The organism is Novosphingobium sp. BL-S-24 (assembly GCF_055521575.1).
Map to the genome: position 1 here is coordinate 954,040 of NZ_CM145487.1, position 26,888 is coordinate 980,927.

A 26,888-nucleotide genomic window follows, 5' to 3' on the forward strand; every position below is an offset into this window, starting at 1 on the left:
ATGCAGGTCTATGAAGCGCCACTGCGCGACATGCGGTTCGTGATCCACGAGCTTCACCAGGACGATGGCTTCGGCAATATCGAGGCGCTGTCCGAATTCACGCCCGATCTTGTCGACGCAGTGCTGGAAGAGGCGGCCAAAGTGGCCACCGAAGTCCTGTTGCCGCTCAACCGTTCGGGCGACGTCGAAGGCTGCGTGCTGGAAAACGGCGTGGTTCGCACGCCGTCGGGCTTCAAGGAAGCCTACGAGATGTTCCGCGAAGGCGGCTGGTGCGCGCTGGCATCCGATCCCGAGTGGGGCGGGCAGGGTCTGCCGGAAACGGTCAACAAGATGACCGAAGAGATGATCTGCTCGGCCAACCTGTCGTTCAGCCTCTATCCCGGCCTGACCCACGGTGCGACCACGGCGATCGAGGGTTACGCCAGCGACGATCTGAAGCAGTTCTACCTGCCCAGGATGGTGTCGGGCGACTGGTCGGGCACGATGTGCCTCACCGAGCCGCACTGCGGCACCGACCTTGGCATGTTGCGCACCAAGGCCGTTCCGCAGGCTGACGGCAGCTACAAGCTCAGCGGATCGAAGATTTTCATTTCGGCAGGTGAGCATGACCTGACGGAGAACATCATCCATCTGGTTCTGGGCCGGCTTCCCGATGCGCCCGAGGGAGTTAAGGGGATCAGCCTGTTCCTGGTGCCGAAATACGTGCCCAAGGATGACGGCACGCCCGGCCCATCCAACGGCGTTTCCGTCGCCGCGATCGAACACAAGATGGGCCTGAAGGCGTCGGCCACCTGCCAGTTGAACTTCGATGGTTCGACCGGATGGCTGGTCGGCAAGCCCAACAAGGGCATGGAAGCCATGTTCACGATGATGAACACCGAGCGCGTTTCGGTGGGCGTCCAAGGACTGGGCGTGGGCGAAGCGGCGTACCAGTCGGCTGTCTATTATGCGAAGGAACGCTTGCAGGGACGCTCGCTTTCGGGCGTGAAGAACCCGTCCGGGCCTGCTGATCCGATCATCGTGCACCCGGACGTGCGCCGGATGCTGATGACGATGCGCGCCTATAACGAGGGCTGCCGCGCTCTGGGCGGCTGGGTCAGCCGGGCGCTGGATGCCGAACGGTATTCCACCGACCCCGAAGTGAAGCAGCGCGCGACTGACTTCATCGCATTGATGACCCCTGTGGTGAAGGCGCTGTTCACCGATCTGGGCTTCGAAAGTGCGAACCTGGCGGTGCAGGTCTATGGCGGCCACGGCTTCATCGCGGAAAGCGGTGTGGAGCAGTACGTTCGCGATGGCCGTATCGCCATGATCTACGAAGGCACCAACGGCATTCAGGCGCTGGATCTCGTGGGACGCAAACTGCCCGCGCACATGGGCCGCAACTTGCGCAGTTTCTTCCATCCGGTGTCGCAGTTCATCGAGGCGAACAAGGCGGACGCGCAGTTCAAGCCCATGATCGAAGCGCTGGAAAAGGCTTTCGGCGCCTTGCAGCTATCCACCGGCACGATCGCCCAGAAGGGCATGAAAGACCCGGAAGAAGCGGGTGCCGCGGCGACCGACTACCTGCGGCTGATGGGCCTGGTGGCGATGGCCTATTGCTTTGCCCGGGCCGCCCTGATCGCGCGTGACAAGCTGGCGGGCGGGACCGAGGACGCTGGTTTCTACAAGGCTAAACTGGCGACCGCGCAGTTCTATTTCGACCGCATCCTGCCGCAGGCGACAACGGCGTTCCTGGCGATCAAGGCGGGCAAGGCGTCGATGATGGCGATGGACGAAGCGGCGTTCTGATCGGGGCAGGGGGGATGGCGGCTGTTCGGCCAACATCTCCCCCGGTTGTGACAAATCTCGCGCTGGGCCATACCGACCCGGCGCGCCGAGGTGATCGGCCGAACGGGGAGACGTCATGTCCGCAAGCATCGCGACGCCGCCACTGACCGACGCGATGCGCCTTCGGGCCATCGTCGCGGGGTCGGCGGGCAATTTGATCGAATGGTACGACTTCTACGTCTACGCTTTCACCGCGCTCTACTTTTCAGCGGAGTTCTTTCCCAAAAGCGATCCGCTGGTCCAGATCATGGCGACGAGCGGCATCTTCGCGGTGGGCTTCCTGATGCGCCCGTTCGGCGGGTGGTTCTTCGGTCGCTATGCTGATCGCAAGGGGCGGCAGGCGGCGATGGTCGTCTCGGTGCTGATGATGGGTGCGGGCGCGCTGTTGATCGCGGTGCTGCCGACGTACGCGCAGATCGGCGCGGCGGCTCCGGCGCTGTTGCTGATCGGGCGTATGCTGCAAGGCTTTTCGACCGGCGGGCAGTATGGCACCGCGGCCACGTATCTCAGCGAAATCGCGGGTCCGAAGCGGCGCGGCTTCTGGTCTTCGTTTCAATACGTGACCCTGATCGGCGGGCAACTGACCGCCACGCTCGTCATCCTGATGCTGCAGCAGGTCTTCGGCGACGCGGGGATGAAGACATGGGGCTGGCGGATCGCCTTCGCGATCGGCGCCGTGGCGGCGGCGACCATCATCCTGCTGCGCGATCACATGCACGAAACCGCCAGCGAGGCCGATCGTGACGGCGACCACGCGGGCAGCCTTGCGGAACTGTTCCGCCATTCGACAAAGCCGTTCCTGATCGTCGCCGCCCTCACCGCCGGGGGCAGCCTGATGTTCTATTCGTTCACCACTTACATGCAGAAATTCCTGGTGCTCACCGTCGGCTTTTCAAAGGAAGCGGCGACGCTGATGATGACCGCGGTGCTGGTGCTGTTCATGGTGCAGCAGCCGTTGATGGGTTTGTTGTCCGACCGGATCGGCCGCCGCACCAACATGATCGTGTTTGCAGGATTGGGGGCGCTCTGCACTCCGCTGCTGTTCGGTGCGCTGGCCACGGCGCACACCCCGCTCGCGGCGTTCCTGCTCATCGCGGCGGGGCTGACGATCTGCAGTTTCTACACCTCGGTCAGCGGCCTTTTCAAAGCCGAGCTGTTCCCCGTCCACGTTCGCGCTCTGGGGGTTGGCCTCGCCTATGGTCTTGCCAACGCGCTGTTTGGCGGCACGGCGGAGAATGTCGCGCTGGGCTTCAAGCAGGCAGGCGCGGAGGGCGGGTTCTACTGGTACGTCTCTGCCCTGTGCATCGTGTCCCTGATCGCCGCGCTGATGCTGCCGGACACGCGAAAGAACAATCCGCTCGACCGGTGATACTATATTCGACGGAACATAAAACCATGGCGATAAACGATATTTATCGCCTGCTGCATTCAGATCGTCATGGATTTGTGCAACCAGTCACGGCACAACGTGTTCACAACACTCAGGAGCGCGCTTTGGGCAAGCAAGGCGCAAACGGGTGCGGCCAATGCCGTGATCGTTCTCCGAATAAGGAAAACAACCATGACGGAAGGACACGCAGCCATCTCTCGCCGCGACGTTCTCAAGACCAGCGCGGCAGGAGCCGCCTTGGCAGGATCGATCGGTCCGGGCGGCACCGCTCTGGCCCAGGCAGACGCAAGCCCGCCGCCCAGCGCTCCGGTGCGGATGAAAGTGAACGGCAAGCAGGCCAACCTCACGCTCGATACGCGCACCACGCTGCTCGATGCCTTGCGCGAACACCTCAAGCTTACGGGCACCAAGAAGGGCTGCGACCATGGCCAGTGCGGTGCGTGCACGGTGATGGTCAACGGGCGGCGCATCAATTCGTGCCTCACCCTTGCCGTGATGCACGAAGGGGACGAGGTCACCACCATCGAAGGACTGGGCACGCCTGACAACCTGCATCCGATGCAGGCCGCCTTCGTGGAGCATGACGGATATCAGTGCGGCTATTGCACGCCGGGCCAGATCTGCTCTGCCGTCGCGGTGTTGGAAGAAATCCGAGCCGGCATCCCCAGCCACGTGACGCAGGATGTGTCCGGCAAGCCGGGCATGACCGTCACCGAAATGCGCGAGCGGATGAGCGGCAACATCTGCCGTTGCGGCGCATATTCGAACATTGCCGAAGCAATGGCCCAGGTGGCGGGAGTGAAGGCATGAAGCCCTTTACCTACGAACGCGCCACCAGTGCGCAGGACGCTGCCGCAAAGGCAGCCGCCATGCCGGGCGCGCGCTTCATCGCGGGCGGCACCAACCTGCTCGACCTGATGAAGCTGGAGATCGAAACCCCCGGCCATCTGATCGACGTCAACGGCCTTGGCCTAGACAAGATAGAGCCGATCGACGGCGGCGGCGTGCGGATCGGCGCGCTGGTGCGCAACACCGATCTTGCTGCCGACAAGCGCATCCGCAAGGACTACGGCTTGCTCACACGCGCGCTGGTGGCCGGTGCCTCAGGCCAGTTGCGGAACAAGGCTACGACGGCGGGCAACCTGCTGCAACGCACCCGCTGCCCGTACTTCTATGACATCAACATGCCCTGCAACAAGCGCAAGCCTGGCTCGGGCTGCGCGGCGATCGGCGGGTTCTCTCGCCAGTTGGGCGTCGTCGGCACCAGCGATGCGTGCATCGCCACTTATCCGGGCGACATGGCCGTCGCCATGCAGGTGCTCGACGCATCGGTAGAGACGATCCGCCCCGATGGGACCACGCGCGCCATTCCGATGGCCGAGTTCCACAGGCTGCCGGGCCAGACCCCGCATCAGGAAACGGCGCTGGAAAAGGGCGAGCTGATCATCTCGGTCGCCCTGCCAAAGCCGCGCGGCGGCACGCACATCTATCGCAAGGTGCGTGATCGCGCATCATACGCCTTCGCGCTGGTTTCGGTCGCTGCCGTAATCGGCAGGGATGGCAAGGGCGCCGTCGCCATCGGCGGTGTCGCTCCCCGGCCGTGGCGCATGGCAGAGGCGGACGCATTGCTGCCGTCAGGTGCGAGTGCCGTAGCAGACCGGCTTTTCGCCGACGCCAAACCGCGTGAGGACAACGCTTTCAAGATAACGCTGGCGAAACGCACCATCGCTTCCGTCATCGCAGAAGCCAAGGGCTGAGGACCGATCATGAAGTTCGACACACCCGCAGGCATGAACCCGATCGACCGCATGACCGTGGTCGGCAAACCCACCCCGCGTATCGACGGCCCGCTGAAAGTCAGCGGCAAGGCGCCGTATGCGTATGAACAGCAGGCCACTCCCGGCAAGCCCGCTTACGGCTATGTCCTTGGCTCGTCGGTGGCCAAAGGCTCGATCCGCTCCATCGATACCGCGCGCGCCGAACGCGCTCCCGGCGTCATCTCGGTGGTGACGTATCGCAACGCCGGGAAGGTCGGTCTGGGTGGTTCGAATACCGCCAGGCTCCTCGCCGGTCCCGATGTCCAGCATTACCATCAGGCCGTGGCGATCGTCGTTGCCGAGACGTTCGAGCAGGCGCGCGCGGCATCCTCGATGATCGATGTCGATTACGCCCGCGATGGCGGTCAATTCGATCTGGCCGCCGCCAAGCCGGACGCCAAGGAACTGCCCGGTGAAAACGCGCCTACGGCAGTGGGCGATTTCGAGGGCGCCTTTTCGTCGGCGCCGGTTCAACTGGACCAGACGTACACGACGCCTGATCAGACCCATGCGATGATGGAGCCAATGGCGACGATCGCCAATTGGGAAGGCGGCAAGCTTACCGTCTGGACCGCCAACCAGATGATCGCCTGGAGCAAGAAGGACCTGTGCAAGACGCTCAACCTTGCGCCTGAAAACGTCCGCCTGATTTCCCCCTACATCGGCGGCGGGTTCGGTGGAAAGCTGTTCCTGCGTTCGGACGTGGTCATGGCCGCGTTGGCTGCCCGCGCGGCCAAGCGCCCGGTCAAGGTCGCCTTGCAGAGGCCGCTGATGACCAACAACACGACGCACCGTCCCGCCACGATCCAGCGCGTGCGGATCGGCTGCGACAAGAGCGGCAAGATCACCGCGATCGGGCATGAAAGCTGGTCCGGCGATCTGGAAGGCGGCGGGCCGGAAGTGGCGACGCAGCAGACCAAGCTGCTCTATGCCGGCGCCAACCGCATGACGGCGATGCGCCTCGCCGTGCTCGACTTGCCGGAAGGCAACGCGATGCGTGCGCCGGGTGAGACGCCGGGCCTGATGGTGCTGGAAATCGCCATGGACGAAATGGCCGAAAAGCTCGGCATAGATCCTGTCGCGTTTCGCGTAATGAACGATACGCAGGTCGATCCCGAGAAGCCGGAGCGGCCGTTTTCCCAGCGCAATCTGGTGCGTTGCCTTGAAGAAGGCGCGGAGCGTTTCGGCTGGAAAAGCCGCAACGCCAAGCCCGGGCAAGTGCGAGACGGCCGGTGGCTGGTCGGCATGGGCATGGCAGCGGCGTTCCGCAACAACATGAACATGAAGTCCGGCGCGCGCGTCCGGTTGACCTCGTCCGGCGAAGTCATCGTCGAGACCGACATGACCGACATCGGCACAGGCACCTACACCATCATCGCCCAGACGGCGGCGGAGATGATGGGCGTTCCGCTGAGCAAGGTGCAGGTCAAGCTGGGCGACAGTTCGTTCCCCGCCGCGGCCGGTTCGGGCGGCCAGTGGGGTGCGAACAGTTCAACCTCGGGCGTCTATGCTGCTTGCGTGAAACTGCGTGACGCCGTGGTGGCAAAGCTGGGCTTCGGCCCCGGCGACGCTGTGTTCGAGAACGGCAAAGTACAGGTCGGCAACCGTTCTGCTGACATTGCCACGGCTGCCAAGGGCGGCGAAATCGTGGTCGAGGATGCCATCGAATTCGGCGATCTGGCCAAGAAATACCAGCAATCGACCTTCGGCGCGCACTTCGTGGAAGCGGCGGTCGATCGTTACACCGGCGAAGTGCGGGTGCGGCGGATGCTGGCGGTCTGTGCGGCAGGGCGTATTCTCAACCCCACGTCGGCCCGCAGCCAGGTGATCGGCGCGATGACGATGGGCGTCGGCGGCGCGTTGATGGAAGAGCTTGCCGTCGACAAGCGGTTCGGCTTCTTCGTCAACCATGATCTGGCAAGCTACGAAGTGCCGGTTCATGCCGACATTCCGCACCAGGACGTCGTTTTCCTCGACGAAGCCGACGACAAGGTTTCGCCGATGAAGGCCAAGGGCGTCGGCGAACTGGGCCTGTGCGGCGTAGGCGCGGCCGTGGCCAACGCAGTCTACAACGCCACCGGCGTCCGCATCCGCGACTACCCCATCACGCTGGACAAATACCTCGACAAGCTGGGCGAGGTGGTTTGATCTAGCTGAGGGTCATTGCAAGCAGACTGGCGCGACTTGAGACAATTCAAATTGTCGTCAGGGTCTGCTTGTGATGGGTTAGTTGTCATGTCGTTAAGCTGCGACTTTGAGCAAAAAGCTACTAGACACGGATAAATCGCAGTGTCCCTACCCGGCAAGGCGAAGCGCCGGTATCGTTGGGATGATTTACTCCGTCCATTACGGGTACATCTGGGAAGTCGAAGGGGCTCACTCCATCCAGGCAGGCAACGTTCACTCCATACTGGTTCTGGTTTGAGCGGCGTTGATGATGCGTGTAGATACCGCAGCGCGAACAAAAGAAGTGGTTAGCAGACCCCGTGTTGAACCGATAACTGGTCAGGGCGTCCTCCCCTTGCACGATCCGGACACCGCCCATTTCAGCAGAAACTGCCACTGCCCCTCGCATCCTGCAATATGAGCAAGTGCATCGGCGAATGGTGTTGAAGCCATCACTCAATGTCGCTTCGAAACGTACCGCTCCGCAATGGCATTTGCCGGCATGAACTTCCCGATCATTCATCTCGAACCTCCAGCGAATACGGCGTCAGCTTACGTCCGTTTAAAGTGCTGCTGCAACGGCGATGTTACGATTGATATTCGGCGTTTGCAGCCATCACCTCACCATGCCACCCATCGCGGGTTTCAGTTCCGGCCTCGGCTTCCTATCTTGGAAGGACGGTCGTTACAGGAGCCTTCATGGATACCCGCCGCGAAACCGATAGTATCGGCGACATAGACGTTCCCGCAGCGTCCTATTGGGGTGCGCAGACCCAGCGCAGCATAGAGAATTTCCCGTTCGGCGCGTCCGAGCGGATGCCGATCGCGATCGTCCATGCGATGGCTCTGGTCAAGCAGGCGGCGGCGTCGGTCAACCGGCGGCATGGGCTGGATGCGAAGCTGGCCGATGCGATCGAGGCGGCGGCGGCGGAAGTGGTGTCGGGCAAGCTGGACGATCAATTCCCGCTGGTGATCTGGCAGACCGGCAGCGGCACGCAGACAAATATGAACCTCAACGAGGTAATCGCCGGGCGCGCGAACGAGATGCTGACCGGCCAGCGAGGCGGCAAGTCGCCGGTCCATCCGAACGATCACGTCAATATGGGCCAATCCTCCAACGACAGCTTCCCCACTGCGCTGCACGTCTCCGCGGCGCGCGGAGTCAAGGAAACGCTATTGCCGGCGCTGGACCGCTTGCGCCAATCGCTGGATGCCAAGGCGAAGGAGTGGGCGGGCATCGTCAAGATCGGCCGCACGCATCTTCAGGATGCGACGCCGGTGACGCTGGGGCAGGAGTTTTCCGGGTACGTCCAGCAACTGGATCTGGCGCGGCGCCGGATCGAGCCTGCCGTCTCCGATGGCGTGGCCGCGCTGGCACAAGGGGGCACGGCGGTAGGCACCGGGCTGAACGCCGCTCCGGGCTTCGACGTGGACGTGGCGGCCGAGCTTTCGCGCCTGACCGGGCTGGAATTCCATACTGCCCCCAATAAGTTCGAGGCGCTGGCCTCCAACGACGCGCTCGTCCATCTGTCCTCCACGCTTGCGACACTGGCCGTGGCACTGACCAAGATCGCCAATGACGTCCGCTGGCTTGGTTCAGGCCCGCGATCGGGCCTGGGCGAGCTTGACCTTCCGGCGAACGAGCCGGGCAGTTCGATCATGCCAGGCAAGGTCAATCCCACCCAGTGCGAGATGCTGACGATGGTGTCCGCTCAAGTGATCGGCAACCATCAGGCGGCGACCGTCGGCGGTCTGCAGGGGGCGTTTGAATTGAATGTGTTCAAGCCGCTGATCGGCGCGGCGGTGATCCGGTCGATTGATCTGCTGGCCATCGGCATGGTGAGCTTTGCGGAACGCTGCGTTGATGGGATCGAGCCGAACCGGGCGCGCATCGCGGAACTGCTGGATCGCTCGCTGATGCTGGTGACCGCGCTTGCGCCCGAAATCGGCTATGACAACGCTGCCAAGATCGCCAAGCACGCCCACGCCAAAGGGCAGACGTTAAAGGAAGCGGCGCTGGAACTGGGTCTGGTGGATGGAGCCACGTTCGACCGCGTGGTGCGGCCCGAGAGCATGGTGTGATGACAAGGCCGGCGACACCTATCCGGCTGTGGGTTTCGCCATCGATCCGGCTTGACGAGGAGTTTCGCAAGTGCTGCAACATTGCTTCATGAAGTGCCATGAAAACGCAATCAGGGCCTGCGACAGGAGGCCATGCTCAGGGCGGACCTGATCGAGCGCGCGGCCCGGTTCCGCAGCGCGGAGGATGATCCCTCCAGAAGTCTTTCGGACTGTCCTGCACTCGTTCTCAACGCAGATTACACGCCGCTTTCGTATTATCCGCTCAGCCTGTGGCCTTGGCAGACGGCGATCAAGGCGGTGGTGCTGGAACGGGTCGACATCATTTCCAGCTACGAACGCGAAGTTCACAGTCCAAATTGGACGATGCAGATCCCCTCGGTGATCGCGCTGCGCCAGTATGTAAAGCCAAGCGAGTTTCCCGCTTTCACCCGCTTCAACCTGTTCCTGCGCGACCGCTTTTCATGCCAGTATTGCGGAAGCCAGCATAACCTGACGTTCGATCACGTCGTCCCCCGGCGGCTGGGCGGGCGCACCAGCTGGGAAAATATCCTGACTGCCTGTGCGCCCTGCAACCTGAAAAAAGGCGGTCGAACCCCGAAACAGGCACATATGCCGCCACTGGTCCAGCCGATCCGCCCAACGAGCTGGCAATTGCAGGAACGCGGGCGGGGGTTTCCGCCCAACTACTTACATGAAACCTGGCGGGACTGGCTGTATTGGGACGTCGAGCTGGAAGAATAGGCGATCGCCTCAGAAGCGAAAGCTGATCCACCCGGCCAGAAAGTCCGAACTCTTGTAGCCAGCTTCGGTGAGGGCAGGGCCTGCCTTCAGGTGCTCGTACCGGCCCGTGAACGTGACGCGCGGGGTGATCGTCCAAGACAGCTGCAGCCGCGCCAGTTCGGCGATCTTGCGGCCGCGCACGTTCTGCGTGCCGGCGAACGGCTGTCCGTTGGCGCGATAGACGGCGTCGCGCACGTCGTCGCGCCACGCAAACTCGTATTCCGCCAGCAGCCGTGCGTTCTTGAACGGGGTAAAGCTGAAATTCGGCGTGACCGCGACGAGGTTGGAGGGCGTGAGGTATAGCTGGTAGCTGAAGTAGATGTTGTTGCCGAACGGCGAGTAGGCGTTGCGCAACTTGCCGTCGCCATAGCCGCCACCGCCGCTGGCGTAGTCGAAGTGAACCCCGACGCGCGGTGCCGTCTTGCCTTTCCCCAGGCGATAAGTCTGGGCGATGAACGCCTGCCAGGCATCGATATCCTGATTGATGTAGTGGCCCCACTGATGGTTGACCGACCAATCGAGATTGAGCGGTCCTATATCGCCGCGCAATTGACTGCCGAGGTAATACCGGGTCGCTGGCCCAATGCGTCCGCCCCACGCGCCCACCAGATTGCGCCGACGCCACAGAAAGGTGTCGAGCACAAGGTTCGAGCCGCCCAGGAACGATTTCGGCACCACGAACCCGATGTTCGCACCGGAAAAGCGCCGCGCCGGATCGTTGACATCGTCGTCAGTACCAAGATCGCCATACGCGGTTGGCCTGAAATCGAAAGCGCCCACGCGCACGGTCGATCCCCGCGCCCATGCGCGCCATCCATTCAGCGTGTAGCGGATGGTGTTGTTGTCGCGCTGTGATGTCAGCAGGTTGGGCCCATCGGTGAACTCCTGCCGACCATACCGCACGCCCACGTTCACGCCGTCGATATCGCCGCTGGCCTCGATGAAGGATTGCTGGATCACGAGGTCGTTGCGGAGCGAGGTCGTGGGCACGCCCAGGTTGCGCCCGGAGATGCCGCCATGCGCGATCTCGCCATAAGCGCGAAAGTGTTCGCCGATATGAAGGTCGGCGCCTGCTACGATGCGATTGATGTCCTGCCGCTGGGCATCAGCTTCCCGCAAGTTGGGGTTGGTGGTCTGGTTCACGCGCAGCCGCAATTCGCCAGACAAGGTGAGATAAACGTCGCCGTCATCGTCGAGCGGGAGATACTTCAGCCGATCGAGAAAATCGTCCCGGTTCTTCGGGTCGCGCTTGGAAGGCCAGCTTTCCGCCCAGCGTGATAGGCTGAAGCCGTCGGTGACCGCCGCATCGCCATTGAACGCTGGCGGATAGGCCGGGGAGGGCTTCGCCGTCTCGGCCCGCGCCCCCATCGGCGACAGGGCGGTGGCCAGTGAAAGCAGGGCGAGCGAAGGGGTTGCGGCGCGGAGCCGCTTGAGAACAGCGTTCATGGTGATGCGACCCTTTCGGCGTTCGTTATTCGGCGGGGACGGCCTGGGGGATGGAAAGCGGCATAGGGTTGCCCGCCATCGCCGCGTTCAGGCGCTCATGATCCAGTCGCCCTTCCCACTTGGATACGACCACCGTGGCGACCGCGTTGCCGATGAAGTTGGTCAGGCTGCGGCATTCCGACATGAACCGGTCCACGCCCAGGATCAGCGCCATACCGGCAACCGGCACCGACGGCACGATCGACAGCGTCGCCGCCAGCGTGATGAAGCCGGCCCCGGTGACGCCCGCCGCGCCCTTGGAGGACAGCATCGCCACGCCTAGGAGAAGCAGCTGCTGGCCAAGCGTCAGGTCCACGTTGCAGGCCTGTGCAATGAACAACGCGGCCAGGGTCATGTAGATGTTCGTACCGTCCAGATTGAAGCTGTAGCCGGTCGGCACCACCAGACCCACCACGGCCTTGGGGCAACCGGCGCGTTCCATCTTTTCTATCAGTGCGGGCAGGGCGCTTTCGGAAGACGATGTGCCGAGAACCAGCAGCAGCTCGCCCTTGAGATAGGCGATAAGCCGCAGGATCGAGAAGCCGCACAGCCTGGCGACCGCGCCCAGCACGACGATGACGAACAGCAGCGAGGTAAGATAGAACGTCGCGACAAGTTGGGCGAGGTTGGCAAGGCTGTCGACGCCGTACTTGCCGATGGTGAAGGCCATAGCTCCGAAAGCGCCGATAGGGGCGGCCTTCATCACGATCGACACCAGCTTGAAAAACGCGACCGACACGTCTTCCAGCACCGCCAGCACCCGCTCGCCCCGTTCGCCGACCGACGCCAGCGAAATGCCGAACAGGATCGCGACCACGAGTACCTGCAGGATATTCCCCTGCGTCAGCGATGACAGGAACGTGTCCGGGATCATCGCGCCGACGAAGCCGATCAGCGAACTTTCATGGGCCTTTTCGGAATACTCGGCCACTTTGCTGGCGTCGAGAGAGGCCGGGTCGATGTTTAGCCCCGATCCCGGCTTCACCACGTTGGCGACGATGAGACCGACGATCAGCGCCAGCGTCGAGAAGAACAGGAAATAGGCGAATGCCTTTGCGGCCACGCGCCCGACCGATGCCAGATCGCGCATTCCCGCGATGCCGGTCACGATCGTCAGGAAGATAACAGGTGCGATGACCATCTTCACCAGCTTGATGAACATGTCGCCCAACGGCTTGAGCGCCTCACCCGTGGCCGGATAGAAATGGCCGAGCAGCACGCCCGCCGTGATCGCGACCAGCACTTGAACATACAGGTGAGTGTACCAGCGGCGCGGGCCAGCGGCCGGAGCGGCGTCAAGGGAAACATGCGTCATGAAACTGCTATCCTCTCTCGCAGGCGCAGCCCGGGGCGACGCTCTTGCATTCTCACAATCTGACCGCAGATGCACCGCGCGCAAAGAGATTTGCAGGAATTGTAAGATGAAGGAGTTTCAATGGCTTAGGTGGGCAGTATCTGATTTTCTGTCCCACTATTGACACTATCTGGTTCGCGAAAGTGCAAGAACTTGCACATCGCTAGGCGGTGGCGTAGCAAGATTGCGTGAGCGTAAAGCATATCACGGCATGGGTCGCTGTGGCGATCGCGATGGCGACAGCGGTCGCGATGATTGTCGGCATCGTCGCGCGTGGTCCGCTGATGGATCGGTTCGCCGAGCAGGCCCAGGCCGACGTTCAGCTCCGTCAGGCGCTGCTTGCCAGCGAAATTGCGCGCTTTCGATTGCTGCCCCTGGCTTTGGGTGACGATCGCGATCTCGTTTCGGTAGTATCTGGAGCGGCGGGTGCCGATGCGATCATGAACGCCAAGCTGGAACGTCTGGCCTCTGATATCGGGGCGGCAGTGATCTACCTCATTCGGCGAGACGGGATGACGCTTGCGGCAAGCAATTGGCGCAGCCCCAGCAGTTTTCTTGGGAAGAATTACAGCTTTCGCCCGTACTTCCGCGAGGCGGTGCGCAATGGAAAGGCGGAACAATTCGCCCTTGGCACGGTCAGCGGTGAGCCGGGCCTCTATCTAGCCCGTCGCGCTTCGGGCGGGAGCGTGATCGTCGTCAAGCTAGAGTTCGACCGTATCGAAGAGCAGTGGCGCGCTGCGAGAGGCATTACGTTCGTCACCGATCGGCTGGGTGTGATCCTGGTGGCCAGCCGACCAGAATGGCGCTTCGCCGAAACCCAACGGCTTACTCCCGAACAGTTGCGGGTCGAACGTGAACGTCTCGGTGCAGGAAATCTCCTCCATGTCCCCTTCCGCGTTCAGGAAGCGAGGCGACTGTTGGTGCCGGGAGTGGCGGGCGACATGTACAGGGTCAGTACTCCTCCCGATCCTGCTGGTTGGCAAGTGAACCTTGCCCTGCCGACGCGGTCTGTCGATGCGACGGTCCGGACCGTGCAGCTTGCCGCCGCTTTGGTGGCGCTGGCGCTGTTTGGTATCGCCGTGTTCCTGCGTGAGCGGGGGCGGCAGAGGGCACGGCGCACGGCGGAGCTGGAAGACGCTGTCGCCGATCGGACGGTAGATCTGCGCCGCGAGATCGAGGAACGCTCTGCGGCCGAGGAACGCGCGGCCCAGCTTCGCGAAGGACTGCGGCAGGCGAACCGGCTGGCAACGTTGGGTCAGGTTACCGCAAGCGTCGCGCATGAAACGGCGCAGCCTGTGGCCGCCATCCGCAACTATGCCGCCACATCCCGCAAGCTGCTCGACATGGGCGCGCAGGACGATGTGCGCTCCAACCTTCAGGCGATAGACCGGCTGGCCGAGCGCATCGGCACGGTGACCGCCGAATTGCGTGGATTTGCACGCAAGGGGAGCCGCGCCGGGGGGCCGATCTCACTTGTCGAGGTGGTGGACGGCGCCTGTCTGCTGCTGAAGGAAAGTCTTGCCGGCGTGTCGTTTCAGCGGCCTGTCATCTCGCCCGACCTGATGGTTTTCGGTGGTCGGGTCCGGTTGGAACAGGTGCTGGTCAACCTTCTGCAGAACGGGGTGGAGGCCCTTGCAGGCACCCCAGCCCCGCACGTTGCAATGACCGTCGATGTCCGTGACGATGTCGTGCGCATACTGGTGAGCGACAACGGGCCGGGCATCGCACCCGAAGTCGCGGACCGCCTGTTCACGCCCTTCGCCACCAGCCGGGCGGCTGGGCTTGGCCTGGGTCTCGTCATCGCCAAGGACATCGTCGAAGACTTTGGCGGTACGCTAGAACTGCTGCCGTCGGCCGCGGGCGCCGTTTTCGCCGTCACGTTGCGGAGAGTGTCGTGATCGAGGCAGCCCCAGTGTCAGAATGCCGCCATGTGGCGTTGGTCGAGGATGATGACGATCTGCGCGTTTCGACGGCGCAGGTCCTTTCCCTTGCCGGATTTACCGTCGAACCATTCGACAATGCCCCCACCGCGCTGGAAGCGGTGGATGGGCAATGGCCAGGGATCGTGATCACGGACGTGCGGATGCCGCACATGTCCGGCACCGAGCTGTTTCGCATCCTGCATGATCGCGATCCCGATCTGCCCGTGATCATGGTCACCGGGCATGGGGACGTGACTATGGCAGTGGATGCGCTGAAGGCGGGGGCCTGGGACTTCCTCACCAAGCCTTTCGACCCTGAGGCCATGATCGCTGCGGCCGATCGCGCGGCGACCGCCCGCGCTCTGGCACTCGACAACCGCAGGCTGCGGGCAGAGGCGCAAGGGGATGAGCCGTCGGGCCTGGTGGGCCAATCCCCCGCCATCCGCCGGTTGCGCGAAATGATCCCGGCGCTCGCCAGTGCCGATATAGACCTGTTTATCGAAGGGGAAACCGGCACCGGAAAGGAACTGTTGGCGCGCCTGATCCATCGCGCGGGCAAACGTGCTCGCCATCGTTTCCTGCCGGTGGCCTGCGCTGGGTTGCCCGGTCCGCTGCAAGAAGAACTGTTCGCGCCGGGCGGGGAGGCCAGCATCGCGTCCGCCAATCGCGGCACCTTGCTGCTGGACGATATCGATCAGGCGTCCCGCAATTTGCAGGCCCGGCTCACTCCGCTGATTGAAGAGCGCGCACTTCGCAGTCCGGGCGCACGCGAGCCGTTGCCGCTCGACCTGCGGGTGATCACCACGGGGGGAGCCGACCTGGGCGATCCGGGGGAGCGCATTGCCCCCGGGCTGTTCTATCGCCTTGCCGCCTTGCGGCTTCATATGCCGCCATTGCGCGAACGGCGTGAGGACGTGCCGGCGCTATTCGCGCACTTGGCCGGTGCGGCGGCGGCGCGGCTGCGTAGGTCCCTGCCGGACATGCCCGGCTCCGTGCGCAGCCATCTCGCCTCGCACGATTGGCCTGGCAACGTGCGCGAACTGGCCCATTATGCCGAGCGCTTCGTTCTGGGCCTCGACGATGCCCCGCGCGACATGGCGGGCGAGCAATCTCGGGAAACGCTGCCCGAGCGGCTCGATGCGTTCGAGCGGGAGACGATCATCGCCGCTGTGGTTGCCGCAAATGGCGAGATCGGCGCAGCGATCAAGCGGCTTGGTATCCCGCGCAAGACTTTCTACTACAAAGTCCACAAACATGGGATCGATTTGCCCGAACTGCGCCGGGAATCGCGTGAGAGCTGACCGGTGGTCAAGCCCGGCGGCGCGTTGGCAGCGGGGGCATTTCTTCGATCGGCAGAGGGGGCGCCTTCCGATTGCCCTGATGGCGCTCCGCCATGGCCTTTGCCCGCGCCGTTCCTGACGATCCGACGAAATGCCGATAGCCCGTTCGCAAGCCTCTGACTGTTCCTGCCGGCAGCAACAGGATCGGTAGCGCCACGGTCCAGAGCGTCAGGAACAAGGCATAGCGGGCGATAAGGTACCGGGCGGCCTGAACCAGTTCCCCCACCGGTTCACCGTCGGCCTTCGCATTGACGATCCGCGCGACGATGTGCGTATCCAGCACGCGTTTCGCCATTGCCCGGCGCGTGGCCGGATCGTGCGGGAACAGCATCGCGGCGATTTCATCGTATCCGCGCACGTCCACTTTCAGCCGCTCCAGCCAACCCACCCGGCGTTTAAGCTGATCGTTGCCAGACCGAAAGCCCACGCACGGTTCGCTTACTACGCCCCAGCTTCCCGACTGCCCCATCGCTAGCCCCATGATGTAGACCGGGGAATACAGGTTGGTCATCGTTAGCGCGCGCGGATCGGCGCAGGCCGCCTGCCACTTGCGTCGATCGACGATCATCGCCGAGATGAAGCCCAGGAGCTCGCCGATCTGGGCGAACACCGCAGCGCGCCCGTTGATGCGTTGGTTGTTGGGCATCGCCCGCACGCCGGTAACCTGCCGCATCGTCACGTCGTAATCGATGACACCCACGGTCAGGCCGATCACTCCCGGCCAGCGGGCAAGAGCGTCCAGCGCCTTTCGCACTCCGCCCGGCTCCAGTCGATCGTCATCGCCGATCAGCCAGATGTAGTCACCAGTCGCCGCCGCCGTCACCGCCGCCACGTTGCGATCGACTCCGATATTCGTGGGCTGATGCAGGAATTTAAACTTCGGGATACGCTTTCCGATCAGCCGGGCGACGTCCGCGGTATCGTCGGGTGATCCGTCATCGCTGACCACGACTTCCACTTCAGGCATCCCTTGAGCGACGATGCTTTCCAGAAGCTCTGCAAGACATGCCGAGCGATTGTAAGTCGGGATGCAAATTGAAAGAGTTGGCATGACCGGTTCCAGCGCGGAGGCGAATACCCCCGGGCAGCTATTTACATCATATCGCCATACGCGGGTCTAGATGACCACTTTGGGACAAGACCAGATTCCGTTGAAATCTGCCGAGTTAGCCAAGGAGTTGCGCCATTCCATCCGTTATGAGGACGCCGATATTGGGACCATACTTTTACGTATGTCTATGCTGATCTCGGGCGCTACTTGCATGCGGGCATGATGCGTGAATCTGCTGTAACGGCGATTCTGTTGATATGTGGAAGCATGGATGACTACGACGCGAGCGGAAATTGGCCACGCTGTTGGAAGCGAAAAGATGGGCGTAAAAACTTCGGAGCGGAATTAAAGTCCCTAACCCAAGTTAATAGATCGACGAAGAACCACGCGACTTTTCGTAGTGCTTTGAAAATAAGCTAAATTTCTGCGAAAATCAGCAATACTTTTTTGTTCCCGATAAGGAACCTCAAACTCACCCAACGTGTTTCATTTCTGGATGGAGCAAGCAACGCCGATCGAGGCTGCGCTATAAGTGGGAGCTTGAAAGTTGGAAACCCGCGAGATGAGCCGCGCACAGGGCATACCCCACGCAGCGAATGCCGGAGATGCGCTGATAACCCGGTCAGGGACTGAAACGGGAAGTGATCGGTCGCATTGGCGAGGCAAGCAGGATGTTCCAGCTCTCCCTGCCCGCCTGCTTCTGGAGGCTACGCGCACGGCAGGCCTTTTTCAGCGTTCTGCACTCGGCCACCTTGATCACCACGAGTGGCTGGGACGAGTAAGGGCCGATGGACAGCGGCTGATGGATGTACTGTCTCAGATGGGATTTTCGCCGAGCCTGGATCGCGACACAAAACGCTGAGATTTCTGCAAAACGCACAAAAGAGCGCGCCAATTGATTGGACGCGCTCTTTTGCGTTTATGTCGTCAAGATGATCGAAGATACGGTGATTAGCCGGGCAGTTGACCACCCGGCCAGCCAGTTCAGGAAACCTTGATCAGGACTTTGCCGAGATGGCCACCTGATTTGAGGTAAGCGCAGGCCGCAGGCGCATCGTCGAAATCAAAAACGCGGTCGACGACGGGCGCAAAGTCGTTGGCCTGCATGGCGCGCAGCAGGCGCTCCAACATGCCACGGCTACCCGCAGCGATGCCCTTGATCGTCAGGTTCTTCCCGATGATCCCGCCGTAGTTCGGAAGCGGACCGTCAGCTCCGCCCGCGCCGATTATTACGATACGTGCGTTCACGGCGGCAGCGTTGATCGATTGCGGCAGCGTGTGCTGACCGCCGGTTTCGACAACGATATCCGCGCCGCGACCGCCGGTCTGCTTGGTCAGTTCCGCCGCCCAGTCGGGGTGAGTCGAGTAGTTGACGGTGAAGTCGGCACCCAGTTTGCGAGCTTGTTCAAGCTTTTCGTCGCTGGACGAAGTGATCGCCACGAATGCACCGTTGGCCTTGGCGATCTGAAGCGCAGCCATCGCAACGCCGCCCGTTCCCAATGCAACGACGAGATCGCCTGCCTTGACCTGACCCACTTCGACCACCGCATGCCAGGCGGTCAGCGTGGCTGCCGCCAGCGGCGCGGCAGCTTCGTCCGACAGTGCATCGGGTACGCGAACGAGGGCGGAGGCCGGTACTTTCAGGTACTCAGCCATCCAGCCATCAATGGTGATGCCCACATCGGCGCCGAAATGAGCCAGTTCAAACGGGCCGTCCTGCCATTTGTAGAAGTGCGACAGGATGGCGCGGTCGCCAACGGCGATGCCGCCCACACCCTCGCCGACGGCCACCACTTCGCCCATGCCTTCTGAAAACGGCACGCGATCGTTGGGCTTCCGGGCGCCGTAGCGGCCTTCCAGGATCTGAAGGTCGCGGTTGTTGAGGCATACGTAGCGAACCTTGACGACTGCTTCACCGGGGCCGGCGACCGGGTCGGGGCGAGTCACGGCGGTCAGGGATGAAAGGCCATCCTGGGGTCCGAGTTCATAGGCTTTCATTTCTGGCTCCTGAAAGAATCAACAATGTCGCAACCACGCGCAAACCATGTGGCCTCGCGTGCGGAAAGGTCGGCAAGCAGCCGTTCGAAAGCGTCCATGCGGTATGGCAGGCCGATGATGTAAGGTGTCAGATGCAGCGGCAACAGGCGACCGCCATGCGACCCGGCTTCGCCGGCCAGCCAGTCATGCGCGTCGAGGATCTGTTCGGCATAGCTGTCGACCGACTGCTGCTGCACGTTGAGGATCTGGCGATCCGACAGTTCGTGGTTGAGCGGCAGGTTGATCAGGCCATTGGCGAACGTCCATGGAACTTCGTCGTTCGCCCAGTCGCAGCAATACTCGATGCCTGCATCCTTCAGCAGGTCCACGGTAGCGAAACTTTGCGAGCGCGCGATCGACAGCCATCCGCGCGGCATGGCGCCGGAGACGTCTGCCAAGGCGGCAATCCCGTCGCGGATGAGCGCGCGCTCTTCATCAACCGGGAGGCTGGAGGCTATGGTGCCGTTCATATCAGTCGAATGGGCGATGATTTCATGCCCGGCGTCCACGATGTCACGGATGATCGACGGGTAGCGCTGCGCGATCGCTCCGTTTGCGGCAACGGACACGTTGACACCCGCTTTGGCGAACGCATCGAGCAGGCGATAGAAGCCCACACGCGTGCCGTATTCCCGCGAGGTGTAGTGGCGATAGTCCGGGTAGGCCGTCTGCATGTGTCCCGGCGCGCGGAAGGGCGTATCGGACGGCGTGATCGGGAACCATTCCAGGCTGACGACGATCCATGTCGCGACGCCTTTTTCGCCTGGCCAAGCAAGCGGCTTGCGGTGCGGCAGCGCGCTGTAGGGATAAAGGTCGTGATCGTATCCCTCACGGCGGCGGGGATATTCAAGGTAGGCAGGATCGAGGCTCATGGTTCAGCCCTCCTTCCGCTGAGAAGCACGCCAGGCGTCCGCAATGTCGCCCGAACGAGTGATCCAGGCGCGGCCATCGGCGGCTATATGGCGTAGCACTTCCTCGAACGGACCGATGCGATGGGGCTGGCCGATCAGATACGAATGCAGCGGAATGCACATGACGGTGCCCGAAGGCTCGTCCGCCAGCCGATCGTACTGACGGATCAGCGTCTGCGCATATTCGCGGGGACTCATGTTGTAGACGAAGAAGCCGTAGTGATCGTTCACTTCGAGGCTGTAGGGCATCGAGATCAAGTCACCGCTGGCGGTGTTCACCCTCTGCGGTTGGTCGTCATGATACAGATCGCAGGTGTAATCGAGGCCATATTCGGCGATCAGGTCGAGCGTGCGCGGCGTATGGGTAAGCGCCGGAGCAAGCCAGCCGCGGATCGTTTGCCCGGTCGCATCACGCACGGTCCGGATCGAATCCTCGATGATCGCGCGTTCCTGCGCTTCGTCCATCCCGTAAGAATAGCGGGTGTTGTAGATGCCGTGACTGAAGAACTCCCAGCCCCGCGCGTTTGCATCGGCAACGACGTCGGGATGATGCTGGCACAAGGCGACCGAAAGGCTGACCGAGCCGGGGAAGCCGTGCTTGGTCATCACATCGGCCATGCGCCAGTGGCCCACGCGATTGGCGTGGTCACGGTGCGCGTAACCCACGACGTCCGGGTGCGGCTTCGTCCACGATTTACGGTGTGGATTCGCGGGCGGATCAATCTCGTAATATTCCAGGTTCGGCGAAACCCAGACGGCCACCTTCTTGTCGCCCGGCCAGGAAACTGGCGGCCGATCGCGATAGGCGCTGAAGTCGTACAGCCCAGGGTCCGCTTGGCCTTCGCGCATCAACGAGCCTCCAGCCAGTCAATCACGGTCTGTACCGGTTCCACGTCGGCGTATTTCAGTTGCAGGTCGGTCAGGTTGGCGAAGTGATAGGATTCGTGCTTGTCGGCGCACGTTTCGATCGGGACGATGGTGCGATAGCCGCGGCTCAGACTATCCACTGCGGTGGCCCGGATGCAGCCCGAGGTGGAACCGCCCGTGATCACCACGGTATCGACCTTGTGCCATACGAGCAGGCTCTGCAGCGGAGTTTCAAAAAATGCCGATGGCATTCGTTTGGTATACACCATGTCGGCAGGATCAATCTGGCAGCGATCGTCGAATTCGTAGCGACGGCTGCCGTACTTGATGTTCTGGAGCGAGTCCGGCGTGTTCGTGCGCGTACCCCAAACGCCGGCGTCGCTGGCATCTTCTGCATAGGCAACGTGGGTCCAGATGACCGGCATACCCTTGGCCCGGGCAAGCGAGGAGATCGTGTTTACGTGCTCAATCTGCCGCGGATCGGTTTCGTACGCGGTCTTGAACTCGTCGATGCGAGTATAAGCGTTCTGGAAATCGACGTTCACGATCGCCAGTTTCTCCCCAAATCCGAACTTCGTGCGGGCGGGGTTGGCCATCACTTCTTCAAAAATCTGTCGCGCGGTCTTGCCGTCGCTGACCATCTTTGTGCCGACAATGCTCATCGATTTGTATACCTCGTTTCGACCCCCGACTATGGACACGATTGGAGCGAGTGCAACCATTTGTGTCCGCTATGGGGTCAGCGCTGTCCGATCTGCGGTCATTTGAAGCGGGGGTATCGTCCCAGGAAAAGGAACGCGGCGGCAGAAATCGGCAGGATTATGATGCAGGCAGTCATAGCCAAACCAAAATCCTGGGTTCGATCGCGGATCATGCCGAACACCAGCGGCGCGAAACCTGCGCCGGTCGTGAAGCAGACGTACAGTATGCCGTAAATGGCCGAATACGACCGCAGGCCGAAATAGCGCGACGTCAGGTAGGCAATGATATCATACTCAATGCCAAGTGCGAAACCGATGAGGAAGATCGCGATCCCCGCCATCCGTGGGTCGAGCTGTGCGGCTGAGAGGATGACATAGGATGCCATTGGCAGGCTGAGGATTACGAATGCCACGGCAGGCGCCCAGAAGCGGTCGAGCAGTGATCCGCCTACGAGACGTCCGACGATGGACGCAAGGCCGATGAGTGGGGTCAGGCTGACGATCGTTACGGCGTCGAGGCCCTTGTCCGTCAGGATCGTCTCGATGTTGGGCGGCGTTCCCGCCAGAGCGAACGACAGCGGCAGCAGGGCGATCGCGATCAACCAAAAGCGCCAATGGCGCAGCACTTCGCCGCGAGTGAAGCCAGCGACCTCTTCCGTCGGTTTGATGGATCCATTTGATGCAAGGCGGCTCACCGGTTCTCGAAAAACCAGTGCGACAACCGGCAAAGCGATAACTATGGGAAGCGCCCCCAGCACAAGATAGCCCGCGCGCCAGCCGTAGTCGCCGATGATCCATGCCATGAGAGGCTTGCACAGGATTCCGAATATGCCGGTTCCCATCATTGCAATGCCCAGCGCCAAGCCGCGGTTACGATCGAACCAGCTATTTACGGTACGTGTGAACGTGATCGGCAGAGTGCCGGTGCCGGCAATCGAGGCGATTGCCCAAGTTGCGTAGAACTGAATTATCGAGCCATTCAACGTGGCCAGTGAGAGGCAGGCCAGACCAAACAGGAACAATGAAGCAAGGGCCACGCGCCTCGTACCTATCCGCTCGCTCAACATGCCGGCCAGCGGTGCGGTCACGGTCACGGCAAGCGTCGTCACCATAAGACCGGCCATTATTTCGCCGAGAGACCAGCCAAAAGCCTTCGTAAGATGCGGCGCGAATATACCGAAGGTGTAGAACGGAATAGCCGCCAGACCGCAGCCGATGCCCAGGACCGAGGCGAACAGTATGTGCCAGCCGCGACGAAACTCGCCATCGACCGGCATGTCGCCAGGATCTGATCCGATGGCGATGCCGCTGCCGTTCCCGTCTACCTGCAACGATGCCTCCATAAAATCAAACTTGCTGGTTTACGGAACGCCGAATGCTCGGGATTGCACAGGCTTCGGGCCAACACATCCGCACAGCGGATAGCGCGCGAAGTAAAGTGGTAGGGCGTGCGCTCTTGCCGTGAGTGTCCGCCTTTATTCGAAAATGGAGAATACTATGGCCGCCTGGCTTGTCGTAACCGCCCACCTCAACGATCGCGAGCGTTTCATGTCATGCGGCTATTCCCAAGCCGCTGCAGACGCATTGACTAAATACGGCGGGTCTTATGTCATCCGCGCGCCCGGTGGCACAGTGCTTGAAGGCGAGGGGCGTGATGGAGCTTCAGTCGTCGTTTCGGAATGGCCTGACCGCGCGGCCGCGCTGGCGTTCTACAACTCACCGGAGTACGTAGAAGCCAAGAAACTGCGCGAAGGGCTTGCGGAAATTTCCGTCACGCTCGTCGGTTCCTGAACGGTAGCTCCCTCCTCCCTCAGACGGGGGAGGGAGCTGGTCGATCAGTTCGTCGGCGGGCCGTCGTTGGTCCAGTTCTGCCAGTCCGGCGTCACGAATACTTCGTCGATCAGCGTGCGCTGATAGCACTTGCCATCGCGGAACCACTGCCAGGTGCGGGCGCGATGAGTGCGCTCGTCGTTGTTTTGGATCATCTCATACAAGTAGATGCCGGGCTCGTTCTTGCGGGTCCAATTGAGGCAGGTCGAGCGATTGAAGTCATCCGGCTGCATTGCGGCAGCCCAACCCTTGATCAGGTCGTTGTCCCACCAGATACGACCGTCCTTGTAGGTCGCGGGAAAGTCGCGCACTTCGACGCGGCCATCATCCCAGAAATAGTGGTTGGTCTGGTGATAGTGATCCACGCCATCTTTGTTGAACAGGCGGCAGATCAGGCGCGAACGGTGCTGGTCGATCAGTTCACCCGTTTGCGTATCGTAATAACGATACCACCCTTCCCACACGCCTTCGTTGGATGCCAGCAGCGGCATGGCGTCGCGCACGCCGGGCTCATTTATCAATGCGTTCATGAAAGCTCCTTTCTTTGATCCAAGCAGAGCGCCGTGCCTGGAGGGCGGAGCGCTATCCGGGCCAACATGGGGCATTGCAGTTACATTTGTGTGCGGTCCCCGGCAGCCTATCCGTCCAGCGAGCACACCGGACGCACCTGGCCTCCAACGGCGACGTCGCTCATCAATATGCTCAGGCCGCCGCAGCGACCGGAACATGCGGATGGCTTTGCATTTCGCGCAACAGCGCGGTCAATTGACGGCGCGCAACGGTTTCATAACAACCCTCTATCGACAGCAGGCCAAGCGGCGGCCCCTCGATGTCGGAACCGGGCACCTGACAAACGGTGCCGTCCGCCAGTTCAGACTCGAACTGGCTGATGGGCACCATTCCCAAAAGCCCTCCGTCCACGACCATTCGACGTATGAAGTGCATGGAGGCTGACCGGATAGCGACGGACTCTTCCGTCATGCCGAACCGGGACAGAAAATTCAGCACCTTAACAGTGCCCGGATGGCGTGGATTGATGCTCGGCGAGTCTGCTTTCGCCCATGGATGCTCGCTGATGGGCCCGCCCGACTTTATCTCTTGGAAAAGTGCGTGCCCGGGCCTCGCGAAAATCGAATAGTGCTGGCGCAACAACGGTTCGAAAGCGATCTCCTGCGCTGTTTCCTCCTCATCCTGAGGCGCTGCCGAAAACGCGAGATCCAGGTCACCGCGGCGCAATTGTGATGTCAGCTCTCCGCTGTATGCTTCGACTATTCGCAAAATGACATTGGGCTCGCGCTTGCGGAAAGCGGCGATCGTGTGAGCGAACGCACTATTGACCAAGACCGGATGGATCCCCAGCACGATCACTTGGGTGCGGTTGTTCCGCTCGACATCGGCAAGAAGCCGGGAATGCTCGTTAACGATCAACCGCGCCCGGATGATCAGTGTCTCGCAAGCGGGGGTCGGCCGAATACCGGAGGGGCCGCGTTCGAAAAGGGAGAGCCCCAGGCTTTCCTCAAGCTGGCGGATACTCCACGTCAAAGCCGGTTGAGACATGCCAAAGCGCTTTGCAGCTTTGCGGAAACTTCCCGCTTCGTAAACGGCGATCATCCGTTCGAGCTTGGTTATGTTCATGATCCGCTAATCCCTACGACACCGGTCGCATAGATTGATCAACATTCTTTGTATGTGCGATAGTTTTCTTGAACTACCCGCCTTGCGGACATTCAATGCGATTTAATTAGTTGTCCGTTCCGGCTGTCGGATAGATTGGTTCGCTTTTGTTGGTTCTGAACATGTAGTGGCATCAAGTCAAATGGACGAAGCGGTCACGCTGCGTCATGTTGCAGCGCAGCATAATATTTGGAAATGCAGTATGGCCTCCACGTTCGATCCGGCAACTCCCATTCGCGAACCGTCGGCACATGATGGAGCCGTTCGGACGTCGGTGCTCATGCGCTACGGGACGGGACAACTCGGCGCGCAGATTTTTCGAGATACGCCGGCGGTGCTGCTGCCGTTGTTCCTCACCACGATGCTGGGCGTGGAAGCATGGATGGCCGGCCTGGTCGTGCTGATCCCAAAGCTTTGGCTGATCGTCTGCGATCCGCTGGTCGGCGCGTGGTCGGACAGACTGCGGGGCCGATATGGAAGGGCGCCGTTTTTAGTGGCTGGCGCGTTGCTTACCAGCCTCGGGTTCGTGGCCTTGTTCACGCTGACGGCAAGCTCCACTCCGCTGCTGTCTGCGGCGCTGACTTGCTTTCTGTTCTTCCTGGCGTCGACGGCGTTTTCAATGTTCTCGGTGCCCTACCTCGCGATCGCCGCAGCCCTGTCTCACGACCCGCATGAGCGGACCCGGATCATGGTCTATCGCATGGTGTTCTCGACACTGGGCGTTTTGGTCGGGGTGGGCGTCGCACAGCCGCTGATCTATTCGCTCGGCGGCGGCGTCCATGGCTGGACGGTGATGGCCATCGTTCTAGGTGCGATCTGCGCCGTGACGATGATGGTAACGGCGCTGGGTCTGGCGCGCGTACCGATGATCCGCGATGAAACCGCACCGGGCACCCTGCTCAGCCAGCTTGGCGCGATCCGGGGTAATCGGCCATACCTTATCCTGCTGGCGACCTGCCTGATCCAGAATATCGGGCAAGCTGCTGGATATACGGTCATCGGGTTCATCTATCTGTACGCGCTGCAGGCGATCTGGATCATTCCTGCCTTCATCCTGATCATGGCGATCGCCGGTATTCTGGCGCAGCCGTTGTGGCTGTCGCTCTCGCGCAGATGGGGCAAGGAGCGCACGTATGTCTTCGCCTCCGTGGCCTGGGCGCTGGTCACGCTGACGTGGTTCTTCATCCATCCGGCCGACGATGTGCTGGTGACGCTGCCGGGTGTCGGCCCGCTCGGCACGCAGCATGTTCTTGTGCTGGTGCGAGGAGCGATCATCGGGATCGTCAACTCGGCGTTCGTGATGTTGTCGCTGTCGATGCTGACAGACACGATCGACTATGAACGCCGTCGCAAATCCATCGCCAATGAAGGTGTTTTCGCGGGATTGTTCTCCGCTGCCGAAAAACTTTCTTTCGCCCTCGGCCCGGTCGTTGCCGGTCTGGTGATGAGCGCGTTCGGCTTCGTCTCGTCGACGGGCGGTGCAGTGACCCAGACTCCGCAGGCGATCACCGGCATCGTCCTGCTTTACAGTCTGATCCCGGCCGCGACGCAGATGCTCAGTTTACTGGTGTTTTCGCGATATCGTCTGCCATCGACAACCAGTTGAGGTTAGTCACCAATCGGATAGTCGGCCGCTCCTGAAGCGCAGTGC

At 61.7% G+C, this 26,888-nt stretch carries 23 protein-coding genes; 12 read left to right on the forward strand and 11 right to left on the reverse strand.

Annotated elements, in window-relative coordinates; genetic code table 11:
* From ACZ1JM_RS04255 to paoC, 5 genes are all read left to right on the forward strand, one after another.
* A complete protein-coding gene (locus tag ACZ1JM_RS04255) occupies positions 1-1,791 on the forward strand; it encodes an acyl-CoA dehydrogenase C-terminal domain-containing protein (protein ID WP_465131884.1) in 1,791 nt (596 codons plus the stop codon).
* Between the two features lie 115 nt (positions 1,792-1,906).
* A complete protein-coding gene (locus ACZ1JM_RS04260; RefSeq protein WP_465131885.1) occupies positions 1,907-3,199 on the forward strand; it encodes an MFS transporter in 1,293 nt (430 codons plus the stop codon).
* A 192-nt stretch (positions 3,200-3,391) separates the two neighbouring features.
* On the forward strand, positions 3,392-4,030 hold the full coding sequence (gene paoA / locus ACZ1JM_RS04265; RefSeq protein ID WP_465131886.1) for an aldehyde dehydrogenase iron-sulfur subunit PaoA: 639 nt from the start codon (positions 3,392-3,394) through the stop codon (positions 4,028-4,030).
* Positions 4,027-4,977, forward strand: a complete 951-nt coding sequence (locus tag ACZ1JM_RS04270; protein ID WP_465131887.1) for an FAD binding domain-containing protein — start codon at positions 4,027-4,029, stop codon at positions 4,975-4,977. The genes paoA and ACZ1JM_RS04270 overlap by 4 nt, the downstream gene beginning before the upstream one ends.
* A gap of 9 nt (positions 4,978-4,986) precedes the next feature.
* Positions 4,987-7,185, forward strand: coding sequence for an aldehyde oxidoreductase molybdenum-binding subunit PaoC (gene paoC, locus ACZ1JM_RS04275; RefSeq protein ID WP_465131888.1), 2,199 nt, complete (start codon positions 4,987-4,989; stop codon positions 7,183-7,185).
* Positions 7,186-7,306: 121 nt separating this feature from the next.
* Here the strand turns inward: paoC and ACZ1JM_RS04280 are convergent, their stop codons facing one another.
* On the reverse strand, positions 7,307-7,726 hold the full coding sequence (locus tag ACZ1JM_RS04280; RefSeq protein WP_465131889.1) for a GFA family protein: 420 nt from the start codon (positions 7,724-7,726) through the stop codon (positions 7,307-7,309).
* A gap of 176 nt (positions 7,727-7,902) precedes the next feature.
* On the opposite strand from ACZ1JM_RS04280, the gene fumC reads away from it, so the two are divergent.
* Positions 7,903-9,285 (forward strand): class II fumarate hydratase, encoded by a 1,383-nt coding sequence (fumC, locus tag ACZ1JM_RS04285; RefSeq protein ID WP_465131890.1) that lies wholly within the window; start codon positions 7,903-7,905, stop codon positions 9,283-9,285.
* A gap of 132 nt (positions 9,286-9,417) precedes the next feature.
* Complete coding sequence (locus tag ACZ1JM_RS04290) at positions 9,418-10,026, forward strand: HNH endonuclease (RefSeq protein WP_465131891.1); 609 nt, start codon at positions 9,418-9,420, stop codon at positions 10,024-10,026.
* Positions 10,027-10,035: 9 nt separating this feature from the next.
* Here the strand turns inward: ACZ1JM_RS04290 and ACZ1JM_RS04295 are convergent, their stop codons facing one another.
* Together ACZ1JM_RS04295 and ACZ1JM_RS04300 are read right to left on the reverse strand one after the other, a co-directional pair.
* Positions 10,036-11,511 carry an alginate export family protein gene (locus ACZ1JM_RS04295; protein WP_465131892.1) on the reverse strand — a complete coding sequence of 492 codons (1,476 nt, stop codon included), beginning with the start codon at positions 11,509-11,511 and terminating at the stop codon, positions 10,036-10,038.
* A gap of 25 nt (positions 11,512-11,536) precedes the next feature.
* The gene (locus tag ACZ1JM_RS04300) at positions 11,537-12,865 is read right to left on the reverse strand and encodes a dicarboxylate/amino acid:cation symporter (protein WP_465131893.1); all 1,329 of its coding nucleotides are present in this window, start codon (positions 12,863-12,865) and stop codon (positions 11,537-11,539) included.
* A gap of 227 nt (positions 12,866-13,092) precedes the next feature.
* Here ACZ1JM_RS04300 and ACZ1JM_RS04305 point away from each other — a divergent pair, with 227 nt between their 5' ends.
* The gene (locus ACZ1JM_RS04305; RefSeq protein ID WP_465131894.1) at positions 13,093-14,802 is read left to right on the forward strand and encodes a sensor histidine kinase; all 1,710 of its coding nucleotides are present in this window, start codon (positions 13,093-13,095) and stop codon (positions 14,800-14,802) included.
* Complete coding sequence (locus tag ACZ1JM_RS04310; protein WP_465131895.1) at positions 14,799-16,127, forward strand: sigma-54-dependent transcriptional regulator; 1,329 nt, start codon at positions 14,799-14,801, stop codon at positions 16,125-16,127. The genes ACZ1JM_RS04305 and ACZ1JM_RS04310 overlap by 4 nt, the downstream gene beginning before the upstream one ends.
* A gap of 7 nt (positions 16,128-16,134) precedes the next feature.
* Here ACZ1JM_RS04310 and ACZ1JM_RS04315 read toward each other — a convergent pair whose 3' ends face one another.
* Positions 16,135-17,217: a glycosyltransferase family 2 protein gene (locus tag ACZ1JM_RS04315; protein ID WP_465131896.1), complete on the reverse strand. Its 1,083-nt coding sequence runs from the start codon at positions 17,215-17,217 to the stop codon at positions 16,135-16,137.
* Between the two features lie 562 nt (positions 17,218-17,779).
* On the opposite strand from ACZ1JM_RS04315, the gene ACZ1JM_RS04320 reads away from it, so the two are divergent.
* Complete coding sequence (locus ACZ1JM_RS04320) at positions 17,780-18,079, forward strand: hypothetical protein (protein ID WP_465131897.1); 300 nt, start codon at positions 17,780-17,782, stop codon at positions 18,077-18,079.
* 122 nt (positions 18,080-18,201) lie between these two features.
* Here ACZ1JM_RS04320 and ACZ1JM_RS04325 read toward each other — a convergent pair whose 3' ends face one another.
* From ACZ1JM_RS04325 to ACZ1JM_RS04345, 5 genes are all read right to left on the reverse strand, one after another.
* Positions 18,202-19,215 (reverse strand): zinc-dependent alcohol dehydrogenase family protein, encoded by a 1,014-nt coding sequence (locus tag ACZ1JM_RS04325; protein ID WP_465131898.1) that lies wholly within the window; start codon positions 19,213-19,215, stop codon positions 18,202-18,204.
* Positions 19,212-20,126, reverse strand: coding sequence for a polysaccharide deacetylase family protein (locus ACZ1JM_RS04330; RefSeq protein WP_465131899.1), 915 nt, complete (start codon positions 20,124-20,126; stop codon positions 19,212-19,214). Before ACZ1JM_RS04330 ends, ACZ1JM_RS04325 begins: the two co-directional genes overlap by 4 nt.
* Before the next feature lie 3 nt (positions 20,127-20,129).
* Positions 20,130-21,014 (reverse strand): polysaccharide deacetylase family protein, encoded by an 885-nt coding sequence (locus ACZ1JM_RS04335; RefSeq protein WP_465131900.1) that lies wholly within the window; start codon positions 21,012-21,014, stop codon positions 20,130-20,132.
* Positions 21,014-21,694: an isochorismatase family protein gene (locus ACZ1JM_RS04340; RefSeq protein ID WP_465131901.1), complete on the reverse strand. Its 681-nt coding sequence runs from the start codon at positions 21,692-21,694 to the stop codon at positions 21,014-21,016. The genes ACZ1JM_RS04335 and ACZ1JM_RS04340 overlap by 1 nt, the downstream gene beginning before the upstream one ends.
* 98 nt (positions 21,695-21,792) lie before the next feature.
* Positions 21,793-23,064, reverse strand: coding sequence for an MFS transporter (locus tag ACZ1JM_RS04345; protein ID WP_465131902.1), 1,272 nt, complete (start codon positions 23,062-23,064; stop codon positions 21,793-21,795).
* A gap of 166 nt (positions 23,065-23,230) precedes the next feature.
* Between ACZ1JM_RS04345 and ACZ1JM_RS04350 the strand changes: the two genes are divergently transcribed.
* Positions 23,231-23,524, forward strand: a complete 294-nt coding sequence (locus ACZ1JM_RS04350) for a DUF1330 domain-containing protein (RefSeq protein WP_465131903.1) — start codon at positions 23,231-23,233, stop codon at positions 23,522-23,524.
* A gap of 44 nt (positions 23,525-23,568) precedes the next feature.
* Here the strand turns inward: ACZ1JM_RS04350 and ACZ1JM_RS04355 are convergent, their stop codons facing one another.
* Positions 23,569-24,093 carry a DUF3598 domain-containing protein gene (locus tag ACZ1JM_RS04355; protein WP_465131904.1) on the reverse strand — a complete coding sequence of 175 codons (525 nt, stop codon included), beginning with the start codon at positions 24,091-24,093 and terminating at the stop codon, positions 23,569-23,571.
* A gap of 172 nt (positions 24,094-24,265) precedes the next feature.
* A complete protein-coding gene (locus tag ACZ1JM_RS04360; protein WP_465131905.1) occupies positions 24,266-25,198 on the reverse strand; it encodes a LysR family transcriptional regulator in 933 nt (310 codons plus the stop codon).
* 241 nt (positions 25,199-25,439) lie between these two features.
* Between ACZ1JM_RS04360 and ACZ1JM_RS04365 the strand changes: the two genes are divergently transcribed.
* Entirely contained in the window at positions 25,440-26,843 is a 1,404-nt protein-coding gene (locus ACZ1JM_RS04365) for an MFS transporter (protein ID WP_465131906.1), read from the forward strand.
* Positions 26,844-26,888 lie beyond the last annotated feature (45 nt).